The organism is Microbulbifer variabilis (assembly GCF_052468405.1).
The window spans coordinates 2,131,573-2,146,870 of the sequence record NZ_CP174343.1; the positions used below are offsets into that span (position 1 = coordinate 2,131,573).

The 15,298-nt window shown below is 46.1% G+C and carries 6 protein-coding genes; 4 read left to right on the forward strand and 2 right to left on the reverse strand.

The features are described from left to right. Positions 1-852 precede the first annotated feature (852 nt). From ACJJJB_RS09685 to ACJJJB_RS09700, 4 genes are all read left to right on the forward strand, one after another. The gene (locus tag ACJJJB_RS09685; protein ID WP_445366152.1) at positions 853-3,732 is read left to right on the forward strand and encodes a hypothetical protein; all 2,880 of its coding nucleotides are present in this window, start codon (positions 853-855) and stop codon (positions 3,730-3,732) included. A 2-nt stretch (positions 3,733-3,734) separates the two neighbouring features. Further along, entirely contained in the window at positions 3,735-3,983 is a 249-nt protein-coding gene (locus tag ACJJJB_RS09690) for a hypothetical protein (RefSeq protein ID WP_282953287.1), read from the forward strand. A gap of 200 nt (positions 3,984-4,183) precedes the next feature. Continuing rightward, positions 4,184-4,663 (forward strand): hypothetical protein, encoded by a 480-nt coding sequence (locus ACJJJB_RS09695; protein ID WP_282953286.1) that lies wholly within the window; start codon positions 4,184-4,186, stop codon positions 4,661-4,663. Positions 4,664-4,730: 67 nt separating this feature from the next. Next, positions 4,731-11,915 carry a hypothetical protein gene (locus ACJJJB_RS09700; protein ID WP_445366153.1) on the forward strand — a complete coding sequence of 2,395 codons (7,185 nt, stop codon included), beginning with the start codon at positions 4,731-4,733 and terminating at the stop codon, positions 11,913-11,915. Between the two features lie 72 nt (positions 11,916-11,987). Here the strand turns inward: ACJJJB_RS09700 and ACJJJB_RS09705 are convergent, their stop codons facing one another. Further along, positions 11,988-12,662 (reverse strand): hypothetical protein, encoded by a 675-nt coding sequence (locus ACJJJB_RS09705; protein WP_444901460.1) that lies wholly within the window; start codon positions 12,660-12,662, stop codon positions 11,988-11,990. Positions 12,663-12,922: 260 nt separating this feature from the next. Next, the gene (locus ACJJJB_RS09710) at positions 12,923-14,710 is read right to left on the reverse strand and encodes a C1 family peptidase (RefSeq protein ID WP_445366154.1); all 1,788 of its coding nucleotides are present in this window, start codon (positions 14,708-14,710) and stop codon (positions 12,923-12,925) included. Between the last annotated feature and the right edge of the window lie 588 nt (positions 14,711-15,298).

A 15,298-nucleotide genomic window follows, 5' to 3' on the forward strand; every position in this document is an offset into this window, starting at 1 on the left:
GAACGTTAATTTGGTGTTTGTGCACCGCTATGGCGAAAGTTGTGTTCTGTTAATTTCGGATAATAGAATATGAGTGAAAAGCATGGAGCAAAAAGTTTTGCCGGCGTCTTATCAGAAGAGTTAACGGAAATTTGCCAAGGATTATACTTAATTTCAGCGCCACCAGAGAACCACCCTTATATTGGCGAGCAGTCACTGTGGGTATACTTTTTACTTTCACCACCCTCTTTAATTCTTGCCCAGCATAGCTCCCAACATTCGCCAAAACATGCGAAAGTTACACTCGAACACACTTGGAATGAAATGTCAGGTTGGTATATTTTTATAGGCGTAGAAGTGAGTCAACAAGAAGCGCCTGACTTTATCGAGAAAGCTAAAACCTGTTTTCCCGACCTTACCGGTACTATACAACCTGAACATGCACTTGTATGGCTGCAAAATCAATCATTACCAAAGGATATACCAGCTATCAGCATACTAAACACAGAGTTTAATTTTCAAGTACGATGCTCTGAAAACTTATATTGGTCGCAACTTAAATTAGAGTTTATACCAGGAAGTAAGGCTGAGCTCATTGGGGTGGAAGAAGGTTCTCCTGTTCTGAGGTTTTCGTTACCGGGAACTATATCACCATTCCAGCTATTTCATTACGATTCAGATAAAGAGCTCTATGTTGCGTGGCCGGATCTATCCCCCATAGGTTCGGCAATACAGCTGTACTTTTCTGGACTGGCTGCCGGTAGCTTGAATTTTCCATTTGGATTGAGTGATTGCCACCTGCGTAAACTAGTAGCCGCAACTGGCTGTCATTTTAAATATATCCCTGAAATCTCCTCGAATGGCAGGAAATCCGTGTCGGATGAGATCCAATTTCCTATGTTCGATTTTACAGATGTAAAAGGAACAGTCGGTTTTGATTTTTGGTTAAACCCCGTTCTTCCTACGAATTTCTTCGCTACACGCTTACAGTTGGATGTCACAAATCGTTCTGATAATCAGGAATGGGCAACCGAAGCCAAAGCCATTGCTTCCAGCTATTTTTTCACTACCGAAGGTGCTCCGGTAAAATTATCACCCTATGATCCGGGTACAGTTTTACCCGTCAACGGCGAAATCGGTGCTGGATTTGGCTTTTCAAAAATGCAGGATCAAGATATAAGTGGCTTGCCCGCTCACTTTCCCAGCAACTTATATCTTTCGCCCGTAGGGATTTTTACACTTGAAAATATAGAAGCTGATGGCAAGAACTCGATAATAGAGCTTATGCCCGGGCTTTATTCACAGGAATTCCTGCGAATTTCTGAGGGTACTAAAATACAGTTTATCAACGATCAGCCTGCCTATGCGCGATCATTCTCGGTTAGCGGATCTCCATCTGACTCACCACCCAGTAATTTGGATTTACTTCAGAACGACTACACCACATCCTGGATGCAGGTACTGACTGAAGAGGGGCACTACTTTGGCGAACCTAGCTCTGGAAGCTTTTTTATTGAACAGGATGGTGGCCCCTTTTCAAATAGCGTCGATGCTCGCCTGGCAACTTTATCTAACAGTACCGCATTCCCCTGTGTGCCATTGGGCGGTATTTTCTCCGCTCCTTCCCCTTTAAACAGCGAACAAATCAGTCGCTTTGAGGCGACCATTCTCAGCAGTGCCCGCCATGGTCAATTGACTTTACATTCTGAGGGACCAGTATTTCTCCCTGGGGGCAGTCTGCTGGGCCCTTCAAGTATGCTTAGCTCTACTACGCCCCAAGGGCTGCTAATTGAGCTCAATGACGATGGTAGTTGGAACAAAGTGGTGCTGGCCAAGCAGCCAGCTATGCTGAATGCCGACCCTCCGATTCCGGAGACCCAGCTGCAGTTTTTATCCTATGGTTCCCCTCCAAAATTCCCTGCAGACCTGTCGCTGATACTGACACAAAATCAGCTTTTTTTTATCGTAACTGAACCCTCTGAATGCTGGAGCTTTGACTCGACGATTTTTCTCAGTGGTTTTCAATTTGAGCTGGGTTTTGATAGTGAAAATCCGGACGCACAGCTCATTATGATTTTTAAGTTTAATACTACAGCCAGTGTCGCAGAGCTGGTTGCTAATCCGGGGCTATGGACCGGTGCAGAGCATTATAATAGTGATCCAGAGGCGACCTCAGCACTGATCGATGACTATATTACCTTTGCTCAGCAACGAGTGCCCGGCGATCCTTTCGAACACTTTAATAACCTGGTGAATGATCCAGCCTGGACAGGAGTGTTATTTCTCAACACAGGTATTAATGGCAATGGCATGCCGGCAGATTTACAAATGCTCCTGGGAGGCGTTAACGGGCCCCTGCGTGCGCACCATTTGGGTATTCAGGGTAATATGATGGATGTTGAGGCCAAGTCTGGGAAATTAGAGATCGATCAATCGTCCTTATTTGGAGTTATATTTTATAACGGCAATGGCCAGCCTTCGAACCCTGATTTGTGTGATACACCAGTGGATTACGAAACAGAAACACTGGTGGTGGTGTTTAGTAATTCCAGTATTACACAGTTTAATACCAGCGTTGGGCTCACCCTCAATCAATTGATGGGTAGAGATGTTCAATTGATCCATCCCCCAGTCGATTCCAAACTGAACACCATAAGTATCAAAGGGCAGTATCAGGCCGGTAGTGATGGTGTCGGCCGGATGACATTTATTAGTGAACAGAAGTTTAAATACAAATTTATAGTAAATGATCCCAATATTGATCCAGTAGTGCCCAACGTAAGAGTGTTGGAGAAAGTAGAATTTAATCAGGCAAGTCTGGTACCGGTGAGCAGCCAGCCGGTACAAGAAAAAGGTACAACCGAGGTCCGTGCGCGCTTCAGTTTAAGTGGTGCCTTGTGGTTTTGTCCCAACCCGTTCCCAGACAGTGATCAGCTGGATTTGTTTTCCTATGGGTGCAAGGATGGGCCCGATGTAGGTTTGGCAATCTCAAATCTTTCTGTTGATGTAGATTTTACTCTTAATGAAGTGGGTATAACGGTGCCTGATAGTAAACGAGTCACTCTGGACTTGACGGCTATGACTGCAGATCCGAGTACTGATGCCATTCGCCCTAATAGTCTGCTGTTCAGCATTCCGCTAAAATTCAGCCGTTTTATTGTTGGCGAAGAAGAGGCAATTAATGCCACCAATACCGGATCTACCGCTGTGAATATCTTGCAGCTGGAATCCAACCCAATCAATGCGGATTCACTTGTACAGCCAGCATTGCTGGATTCTCCCGACCAAGCCGCTAGTCCGCCTAGCACTTACGTTACCAGCGCGCCGAGATATGCTTTGGAGTACGACATGTTACTCGGCTCGCTCGGTGCTCTTGGTGCGGATGCCAAGCTGGAAGCTAAGGTGCTTTTGGCCTGGGGGCCTTCATCCACCATACCGGATAACGACGCCGCCGCACTTTTTATCCAATTGCCACAGTTATCCGCCGGTGCTGGTGGTTTTGAACTCGAAGGTGTACTGAAGACAGCATTTGGTGATGCCAACCTGCTTAAAGTCGACCTGGAAAACGGCAGTCAAACCGTGTATGCCATATTGTTCAATAATGTTCAACTGAGCGCTTTTGGCTACAGTTTCCCCCCAGGGATAATGGTTGACTTCACGGTTTTTGCTGGAACAACAACACCGGGGCAAGTCATTCCCACCTATGCTAATAACTTGGCATGGTTTTTATCAGCTAAACCGGAGAATGATTAATCATGAGTTCCTCTAGCAAAATCGTAGACGATCTAATGCTATGGCTCAATCAAACCTACGGCTTGTCATTACCACTGCTGCCGTTGACAGGTTGGCCAGCTGCTGTTGTTACATTGTGGAATAAGGTGGTCGACTGGCTGCCCGGAGAAGGCCCATCCCCGCAGACTGTGGTAGTGGAAGGTACCTGGAAACCTTTTGGAAGTGGAAACTTTGTATTTGAAGATCTGAGGATCAATATTTACAGAGATTAGCCTGCTTACGTAGAGGCAAATTACGATTAACTTAGCCAACTAACCAGTTAATGGGTTAATGCGGCACAAGGATGTACCGCCCTTGGGATAGGCCGATGCGAATCCGTGAAATAGATGATGATTTATTGATTTTATTGCCTGATTTATAAATTAAAAATTTCCGTAACAAGCAATAAGCAAAAACTTAAAAGGTAATCGCTATGAATACGCTCCCTCTCGAAAATGCTAATAATGGTTACAATGTAGCTATCAGCGCTACATTTGATTACAATGGTGATAAAATTCCCGTCACAAGTCAGGATCTTAATAAGATTACTGACGGGATTAAATTTAGCTTAAGCAATCCGGTGACGCTTGGAACTATCAATGACTTTCTTAACTGGCTCGATGACAAGCTAAGTACAGGCCTTAATGAGGAGGCGCTCCAAGGATTAATCAGTTCAATCCCAAATGTCAGCCCATTGGATAAAATAAAAGCTGGATTGGGTATAATTTTCCAGGCTGACATTACGATCAGGAGCTTATCGGTGGATACAAAAAGCCATGACTATAGTATCGGTGTCACTGCGACCCCGGAAACTCCAATCGAAATCGTTAGCAGCCTTAGCTTGGACTCTATTGGGGTTGAAATCAGTTCAACTGGTGATGAGCCTCCGGAGGAAGAACATATCAATGGCTAGGATTGCTCACTAAACGGATCAATACTTAAAATTCCCAACCGGTATCGAATTTCATTCTAACAGCACCATGACAAATCTCGTACTCAAGGCGACAGGTAGCGCATTTGATGTTCCCCTAGAATTAGATATGCAGTTGTTGGGGGGACCTCTTTCTTTGACTCTCGCAACAACTCAGTCACTATCTATCAATGATGTCTGGAATCTTTTTAGCAGCCAACTGGAGTCGGCGACGGGGGTTTCACTTCCGGACATCCCTGCCGGGCCTTGGCAGGCTATCATGGATCTGAACATCACGCCTTCGCTTAGCGTGACACCCAGCACAGCGCAGGGCAATACTGCCGCCTATCTTCAGTTGGCACTCGATCAGCCACTGAATATAGGCGGTACCGGCCGTTATGGTCCCGTTGAGATTACTTTTGAGCCCAATATACAGGTATTGGCTATATTAATTGGCTATGACGGTGATGGTGACGGCCTGACAGTAAAAGCAAAAATCAAAACGCCCACAACGCCATCAGCTTTGGGAAAAACTATTAGTCAGGATGCTGGCGCTACTGAACAACTGGTTAATTTTCCCTTCCCAATACCTTCCCAGAATTCAATTTCGGCTTTCAAGCTGCACTATTTAGGTATCGGTCAGCGGGTAGGTCCCAGGCTTCAGGTTGCCGAATCTGCTAACCCCATGGAGGAAATATTCAACCAACTGGAAAATCAGTTGGTGGACGATGATCCGGCTACCATCATTACTGAGCTGGCTAAAGAGTTTTATCAGCCCGATCGAGACTGGTTTATTGCTGTAGATCTTTCGCTGCGTGAATTCCGCTTGAGAGTTCTTTTCAATGATCCAGTTATGTATGGCCTCGAAATTTCGGTGCCTATGTCCACACCACCTTCGTTTTTCAGTGGCCTGCTGTTTGAAATTCTCTACCAGAAGCTAGGACCAAATCTCGGCGTTTACTATGGCTCCCTGACGTTGCCCTATGCGATGCGTCGAATTCCGCTTAATGGGTTTATTCTTATACTGCCTAGCTTTTCCATTTGGGTTTACACCAATGGTGATTTTCGGATAAATGTAGGCTGGCCCGTGAGCCCGGAGCGGTCTATTGGTATCTCTGTCAGCGTTCTTACCGGTTGGGCTGGATTCTATTTTGCGAAGTTGCGCAGCGGAAATAACCCAGGTGCAACTCCGAGTGTCAATTACAATCCTATTCTTGAATTTGGTATCGGCATTCAGGTAAGTGCGGGATTGAGTATCAAGGCCGGGCCATTGAGTGCGTCCTTAGCTGCTACAGTGGCGGTCTCAATGCAGGGCTTGCTGGCTTGGCGAGCCAATGAAAATGGTTCGGGGAATTCCTTAGCCAAACCGCCAGATCACTATTGGTTTTCCGGCGCCGCCAGTATTGCAGTGCTGTTAAAAGGCTCCGTGAACCTGGGAATTATTAAGGCCACTGTGACAGTGAGCTTCACTGCCACTGCAGGTATTGCCTTTGAAACGGGCTATCAAACAGTCATTCCGGTCTCGGCTTCTGTGAGAGTGAGTGTCTCGGTTAAAGTGGTATTTATACGTATCCACTTGTCATTCCATACTACAGTGACTCACACTTTTTATGTGGGAAGTGGTACTCCGGCATCTATTGACGGTCCTTCGGCACCTGGTCTCAGCTTCCCCGAATTTAGCATAACGGACATACTAACAGAACGGGCCAAAAACGCCTCCCTACGTATACGTAGAGAAATGAAACAGCCTGTCCAGCTTTTACATAATTTCAGTGTTCCAACTCGTTTTATACGTGAAGGTTTTGAAAAAGAACAGTTTACTGATGCACCCATAAAATCGAGTCTAGCGGAGCTGGAAGTGGTTTTCCTGCTTCAACCTACTGTGGTTTATAGCGAGAATACAGCATCAATCAAACTTATTGGTTCTCTGGTGATGGAGAGCCCGGCGCCCGGTGAAGTGCCATTAAAGTCGCCTGGGACGGCTACCGGCTATGAACAACTCATTATTAAACTGGTACACTGGTTATTGACATTTGTCCCTCCAACACCTGTTGAAATACCGCTTTCACAAACCTTACAAAGGCTTTCTGATAATCTCGGTACCGGAACAGAAGAGCCCGGTCCACTATTCGGCGGCACTGATGGTTTTGTGGAAAAACTCAAAGCTTATTTTGAAGAGAATCTGGTTTTTAGTATCAGCAGCTTTCAACAGGTTTCTGAAGAAACTCTGCAAACAGCAGCCATATTACCCATGTTCGATGAATTACGTCTGCAGAGCGGTGACAATGGTGTAGATTTCAGTGAATTTAATCGCACCCCGGCCAATTACCTAGAGGCCATCGACATGTATTTTGACAATCTGGGCCTTATCGGTTCAGAAGTGCCGGGGGTCGGCTCAGAAATTCTCGAAACAGCAGAGACCTCGCCGTTAACAGGTCCCAGCATGGCGAGCTTTTTGTTTACAGATTACTTTGTTTTGATCGCGCGTTATGTGGTTTCATTGTTGATTCCGGCAGCTCAACAGTATGAGCAAGATATCGATCAAAGGCTGCAAAAAGATATTGCCATTGCCTCTGCAGCTTTGTCGGAAGACCCTTTCCGGTATGTCGATTTAGTCAGCGCCCATGCCGCTGCCAGTGATCCAGGGCAGGAACTCAGTACTTTGCTGGATGAACTTGACTATGCCAGTGTTGCGGGGTTCGGTTCACGTTATCTGATGTCAGGCTTGCAATTACCTGAGCCAGATAAGGTGCCGCCTCAATTGAGCCCCGAAATCATCGCTGATTTTCCCGTGGCTTCCCTATTCGAATTGTCTGGCCAGCAATTTTCGGCCAGTGAAGGGAGCGCTACAGAGGAAGCCTGTTTGAGCTTCTCACCGGGCCAGTCGGCCGCTTGGATTAGCTTTAATGGTGTTAGTCCCGATAGGGTGCAAACGGAGATTGAATTACCTACTGAACTACCTTCGGCCCCAAACCCTAACTGGCAGGCGGTTAGATCATCAACTCAACCCACCAGTCCCGCAGAAAACACCATTGATTTCCGTGCACTACCACCGCTGACAGCTACGCCCTTGGGGTTCAACTTAAAAAACAGCCTTGCTTGGGACGCGCCGGATGAAGCGCGTACCCTGTATACCCTACCTCAGCCGCTGATGAATCTAGTTGCGCAGAAGCAGGGCGTGCAGCTCGCACTGGAAAGGGTCGACAGCGGAGCAGCTATTCTCGGAGCGGATGTAGAAGCGATTCCAAGTTTGGCTATTCCGCTGTCACTGCGTCAAGTTCAAAGCTCTACAGAGAGCGCTATGGGCCGCTCATCGGGGTTACTAGCGGAAGCTGACTCCTCAGCGAATATCTACCAACTAAACGGCACTGATGAAGCCACCCGGGATTTGATTGAACAGGCGTTGAAAAGTGATTTGTCCAATGCAAGCATCAGTTTGCTCTACCAGTGCCCCGGCAGTGACAAACTGCGTTCGGACGATTTGGACCCCAGTGTACTACTGGCCAAATTGAACCTCTCGACTTTAAATCAAGTAGAACAAGTCAGTGCCTTGCACGCCCACACGTTTAACGTTTTATCAGGAGCAGATAATTCCGACTTCGCTCCCTTAAGTGATGTGAAAAATTTCCTGCGTCTAATATGGGAGCTGAGCGTTGTTCGGGCCCAAGGCTTTTATCTCTATTATAAAACTAGCTCGGGTGGGGGCTTGCCCGATGATCTGTTTGCGGATACCGCCAACGCTACTGACTCTCCGACTGACCCCAACCAAGGCACTGTTCTAGGCACTTCTGGTGGAACCGCTGATTTTACTATTTTGGTTCAGTGTCAGAATGCTGGGAACAATAGGGTGGCTCTTGCCCCCTATGAAAACTCCTTGTGGGTGGAATGTGACAGTCCGGCTCCCACCCTGACTGCCGAAGTATTCGATATGAATGGTGTGCCCCTCACCAATTATCAGCCCACCTATGAAGCCGGCAATATAGGCTTTGCCATCAATTGGACACCTGTTAGTGATGATGATTTGATCCAGATTCCGGCGAACGGTGATCTGCCGCAGATTCGGGTCAATGAACTTTACCACCTGCTTCAGTATCAGCTAATAGGCAACGGCACTTATCGTGCTTCGGTCTGGAGTTTACCAGTGGGCCCCACCCAGAGCGAGGATGAGCTTTCCCCACAGGCAGATGGTTGTTTGCAACTGCGCCAGGTCATTCCGGTGTTTGCCTTTCTACAGGAAACATGGCCAGAGGTGGATTCCCAGATAATAGCCAATCGCTACGATATTATCGGCCAACAAACAGATTTGGGATTCCGTCTGTGTGATTTATACGGCAACCCGCTGAACATACAACACAGAGATACGATTACGCCGCTCTATAACGATCCTCTTATCAGCCCCGGAGAGTGGCCGGGGGTGGAGAGTGGATTCTTTTTTATTGATCATAACAACAATACGGCACTGCTGAAACTGTCTATGGAGTTTAATCCAGGCATAGTCGGGGCTACACACTCACCAGAATTCTCCTCACTTGCTGCTGATGAGAAACAGCAGTGGCAAGCTATTCAAACTCGCTATCGTTTGATCATTGACCAACTTACCGATAGCAATACCTCCCTAGCGGTTACTACCAGCCTGACCGGAAGTGTGAGCATTGGTAACCCTCAAAGTGAACTGCTTAACTTTGCAGAGCAGGTACTGGAATATATCAACCAGCAAGTCAATGATGCTGTTTTCAATGCGGTGCCCTCATTGACTGAGCCTACGATTAGCACACAATTTAACTTTCCCGTCGCCTTTAGTGATGTCTTGGAGCAACCAGATGATATTGTTGAGATCACGGCATGTCTGACGATGAAGCGCGACAGCTCACTGGTTTATCCGTTGGCAAAGACATGCTTGCCTGCAGCCGCTGAACTGCAATTTCATATCCCGGCAAAACTTAACTTACCCCCTTTCCCTATTGCTCAGGGGATGGCTACAGACTGGATCGCGGAGGACAGTAATCGAATCACTAACTTTGCCCGTTATTTCGAAGCAGCGTTTGCTGATTTTGATCAGGCTGGAGGCGTATTGAAACTGGCGCAGAAATCAGTCCAACAAGTGGCCGATGACAGTAATCAAGTTCCTGATTTATGGGCCGTTCGCTTCAGTGAAATTAAAGGCTTTGATATAAGCTTTTGCAGCGATCCGGTTTATTTTGCGCTTCGGCCACTGAATACGACACCACGCAGCGGTATGGTCAATGATATCCAGTACAATGATATCGATATGGATGCATGGGCCCAAAGCTTTTTGATGGCTGTGGAAGCATTTCTAACGGCAGAATTTGGTATCGCAGTGGCGCTGCTGGATCAGCGTTATAACACTGATTACTACGATCAGTTAATGGCGAGCAAACAAACTCTTGCTACATCAATACCTAGCGGACTGGTGTCGATTTTAGAGAAGGATGAAGGACAGGGTGATATCGGAGAAGCTCAGGAGCGGTTGCGGCAAGCGCTATTAGTAAACCTTACCAGTGCCTACACCATTTCCACTGTTGTTCAGGTGCCCGCTGATATTAATGCATCAGAAATTATAGATGGCACTCACCCACAAAAGGCACCACAACTGTTTGGCAGCATTGCCCAACCTAATGATGATGCACTGAATAAAAGCGACGCTGATATCGACAAGTTATACCAGTTCTCAGCGGTTTATCTGAGCCTTGATACAGGCCAGCAGTGGGCAACTTCTTTGCTTAGTGTTACCACACCGGAGGATCACTCCAGTATTCAGCTACCACTGCAATACAATGTCAGCTACTTGCAACATAACTTTGAAGAAGGTAGCAAATTTCTCGGCTACGTACCCAGTTCCTGGGTAAAATTTGCACTGCCCGAAGAGGCGCCCCTGCTGATGCCTATCACTGCCCAGGCGTCACTCAATACGGATGCTATCATCCCGATCCCCCTGCCTTTTGAGCCAGCCTTGCCAACACTGTTGTCCCACAGTGGCACTGGAGCCAAACAGTTAACGGAGTTATCCGGCTCTTCAGAGCTTCGCGATGAAATTCTCGATGCGATGGAGTGGACCTATACGGTGCAAATAAGCACCGATATTGCCAGTCAAGATGACCTGTATTTTGATATTATCCGCAACCAACCGATCGCGCCGGGGCAACGGCGAATCACTGAGGCCAGAAAAAATCTAGGAGTTACTGATGCCTTATTTACAGCTCTTGCAGAATTTCACCAAGAGTATCCGGCCTTGTCGGCCCAATTAAATAATATTTTGTCTGAAGCCTATAGTAGTGGTACCGCTTCCCAGGGTAACACTAGTGGGGAAGCATCCGAGCTTGTTTCAAGTTTTGTCACACTGGTAAATAATGTTGCAGAGTCTTGGCCCACCAATTGGGATATCGCCGAAGACTTGTTAGTTGAAGATAATGAGATCGACCATTTCCATCTCACTCTGAGCGGAGACCCTGGTGTCAACACCGCACTGAATACGCTGACACTGCAAGGGCAAACTGATCGGGATAACGAGAATCCTGCTATCTGGCCTTCTCTCTCCTTTAAGGATCTTATGAATGAAGATAACCTTTGGGAGCCGGATTCTAGCCAGGCTACGGAAAAAGACGGATGGTGGGAGCTTCAGCACAGTATTCCAGCTGCCCCCCTGTTTAGTCCTCTAACTTTAACTTGGACACCCCTAGATATACTGGCTTATCAGTCTGCCAATTTCACTTCATGGATTGTTCGCAACGCCGAGTTAGTACCCAATGAGAAAACCAATCCACTGTTTATTTACACAACGGACGAAACCTCCTTTGTAAATGCAACTATTCCGTTAGTTGAACGGGAATCACTTAATCCCGTCGCTGTTGGACCGATGAGTGAGGCTACTTTACAGCAAGTGATGGAAGATATTATCGAGCCTATTTCTTCGGTCAACTTCGCTGCTATTAATCCCAGGATTAATTTGCGAATTAGTTACGCCTACTCGCTGGTAAGTGATAACAGCGGTAGTAGCCATTTGATGGCGGAAGCTTCCGTTTTGTTAGCCAACGCGCTTGAGTTAGACACGTTTTCTCCATCGACGACAGCACGGAGTGTTGCGTCACAAGTCTGGCAGTGGTTCCAGAATAGCCAGCTCCCTTCCGATAATGCACGGCTCAATATTGGATTTACCTTATTTGGCACAGTTAATGGGCAGCAACTACCATTGGTGCAAATTAATAAGATTACAGTGGTATTTGGAAGTACTTACTAAAAAGGGGGAAGGAATACACTGTGCTCGGGACCGTATGTTGATAATAAAATCATCTGCAATAACCCGAGTGGGTTAGAACAATAGAACCTGGATGTCCCCCCGGCGTAAAGAGACTGGATTCGAGTCAATCTCGAAGCGGATATCTGTTGTTGATTGGGATAAAATTCTTCTAACTTCAGGAAGTATCCTTTCCCCTCGTTCTGTGTAAACCACCCATGCTACATTGGTTGGAAATTGTTGTTTTGCTTCCTCTAGATCAGTCTCAGTTGCAGAAGTTTTAAATCCGGCTTCAAGTAAATCTTTAGTAATAGTCTTTGCATTTTCCTGCTGTGCGGCCTTGTTGAATATGAGGATAGAGTAATGCGAATTTCTTTCAAATTTTTCCCGAGTTGCCCTTCTTTCTTTTTCTTGCGCTGGGCTAATAGTTGCACGTGGAATATGTTCGGCCATTCTGTCAATATCTTTTCTATTGGTGGTCAATCTTAAACGCAGCTCTTCCAGTTGGTTATTGAGCTCCGCTTTCTCTGCACCAAAATCCTCCTTAAGTTGAAATTTTGCTCCAGAATCTCCTATCCATATTTCCACGGATCCCCAGATAGATAAAGCAAGTAGCATCGAGCCAAACATTACAAGTACGACACCTCCCAACCCGAAATTTTGATGCTTAATGTGGTTGTATACCGCAGCGAGGAGGCAGATTCCTCCCAAGATGATCCCCACTATCATTGTGGCATTTTCAATGATCATGTATGTCACCTCGCTTTCTCATTTAATATTAATGCTAGGGTCGACTAAGTACAGCTGAAGGTGTTCCAGGAGTCACTTAATGGAATCTTAATCGGTGAAGTGGGTCGTATAGTCAGAAAATAGTATGCGGTAGATATGGTTGCTCCAACAAATGTAATTTATTCAGGTTGAATTCATCGAATGTCTCATCATCCTGCTGTGCATGGCTGACATAAAGTGATTTCTATAAATGTCTTCAAGCTACTAGAGTACCTTTCCAATCAATATTCCAAATCTCCAGCAGTGAATGGTCGTGGCGGTTTTTTACCTAAAACTTTGCGTAGCAGACTATTCATCGTCGCCGGATCTTCATCGAACCCACCATGTGTTTTACTCTTGGTGGCATTGGAAGGACTGTAATGAATTTTTACCTCGTTCATTGGAATCTGATCGTTGTAGATCTGCATGCCCATGAGTGCTTCTCCACGCTTTTCCTCAAAAGCATTGGAGACCAGATATAAGAGAGATTTACCATAGACTCGAGCGACATTGTCATCTTCTTCCTCTTCTGCGGACAGATTGTAAATGGTGGTTGATTCTAATTTTTGATTCTTAATCAGTGGTTTGTAAATATGCTGGTAGAGGTCATAATTGGCGGCCGGTGCCAGCAGGGAGCAGCTGGATACTTTGTTGAACATATTACCTCTAAATAAACGTTTTAACAGGTGTGCTTGAAGTATTGCTCCGGCACTGTGACCAGCCACATGTACCTGCTTATTGCCTATTTCATTCAGCGTGTTCAATATGTGTTTTAGTGTGCGTGAGCCATGGCTATCTTGACTTTCAAAAGGTTTCGCCGCATTTTGTTTCATTTCATCCCATATAGCTCGACCCGGAAAACGAGTCATATTTTCAATTCGACGATCGAACCAGTCTCGTATGCCTCCTGCAATGCGCTCGGCACGGGCAGATTTATCAGTCAGAATACTCTTCATAATCTCAAGAAGGCCAGTGTCCCACATAAAATGAAAGGGGTAGATGCGGTTCTCAATAAAAACATTTTTCATCGCTGCGATACGACGCGCCGAGTCCTTCGCAGTATTTAAGCCACCATGTGCATAAAAAAGTAAATGATCGAAATTTGTTTTCTCTCGGTGTAGGTTATCTGCTATAGCCGCGATATGAGATTCATTGCTCCAGTATTTACCGCCGTCACGGAAATTACCATCATTAAGATGTACAAAGTGTCTCCATATCTCATTGCGGCTTGGTGTAGCGGATGCTGCGAGATTGGCAGTGGACCGGGTACCGGCTCGGCGTAATTGGTCAAATATCTGCGGCGTGGGCAGGGCAATTTGTACCACCCAGGCATCCAGTACTGAGTTTAACCAGTCTTCGTAAGGCCAGAGGGCTTTCCCATTGTCCCCCCAATCCCTGCCCCAGGAATTCTGAACCCAAAATCCCTCGGTGTTATATCCAACTATGGCGAAAGCATGCCCGCCTATCTGTTGTTTATTGGCTGGTATAACGTATTCGCCGTTAGGGTTTCTGCGAAGTTTAAACCAACCATCATGGATCATTGCTGATACGTATATGATGTAGGTCTCCTGAAGTGCATAGTGCATCTCAGTAATATCCGGGCGTATTCGATAGTAGGCGCCGATAGTTCGAGACTTAGCATCTTCCAGTTGTTCAAAATTTGGGGTGTCGCCATCTTCTTTCTTGTAAAGGGAATCGAGACAAACACCGGTATTCAACCACCCCTTAATCGCTCCCCGACAACTTGACCCCTCATAGGTTTCCCCAGGCCACTCGTCGTATCTGCGCGCCATGTTGTAAATCATCCAGGGGCTGACTAAGACATTTTGATTCTGTTGTTGATACAAACGATTAATTACAGCAGCCAAACCAAATCCGGTACAGGCTCCATCCTGCCCCTGATTGAGAATAGTGAGGTCTTGGGGAGGGGGCATCAGGCAGGGTATGGGAGACAGGCGGGGCTCATAATAGCGATCCCGTAGATCCAGGGCGTCACTAATGACATTAAATTGCTCGCTCAGCTTCTTCATGGCAATTTCTCGGTCTATTAAGCGGACATTCCTTCACTGAGGATAATTCGGGAGTAGCACGATTCCAGCTATTGGTAAGAATAGTAGTTAAATTCTATATCTACTTTATTATCATGATTAATACAGGATAAACTACCGACTTGGATACTGATATTTTACTGATCTCTACTATTCCAACGCATAAGATGAGAATAGGAGATTAAAGGCTGGCTAGCGCTATTCAAAGAACGCTTTTGTGAGGTTGCCAATGCCAAACTGACACCAAAAATTATCAAGCTTGCGGCAGTGTGTTTTTAACTGAATTTATGAAATAGTTCCTTTTTGAGAAGCTCTACCATAAGTTTTGGTAGAATATCGAGATTGGGCCATCAATAGACAATTGTGGTGCTGAAAACACTACGAAGTTGATTCACAACTACGATAAGTGAGCTTGGAACATTTGCGCATGTGATTCTTAAAAGTTTCTCCTTAAAAGGGTTTTTAAACCGCTCCAATGAGTTTCTGTCTAAGTAAAGGGGTATTCTGTCGTCAATTTTCGGCTTAAAAATCGCGATAATACTATTGGCGACACGGTTAATTTATCGGAGC

Coding starts and splice junctions, on each gene's coding strand:
- ACJJJB_RS09690 (WP_282953287.1), top strand. CDS start 3,735: ATGAGTTCCTCTAGCAAAATCGTAGACGATCTAATGCTATGGCTCAAT.
- ACJJJB_RS09695 (WP_282953286.1), top strand. CDS start 4,184: ATGAATACGCTCCCTCTCGAAAATGCTAATAATGGTTACAATGTAGCT.
- ACJJJB_RS09700 (WP_445366153.1), top strand. CDS start 4,731: ATGACAAATCTCGTACTCAAGGCGACAGGTAGCGCATTTGATGTTCCC.
- ACJJJB_RS09705 (WP_444901460.1), bottom strand. CDS start 12,662: ATGATCATTGAAAATGCCACAATGATAGTGGGGATCATCTTGGGAGGA.
- ACJJJB_RS09710 (WP_445366154.1), bottom strand. CDS start 14,710: ATGAAGAAGCTGAGCGAGCAATTTAATGTCATTAGTGACGCCCTGGAT.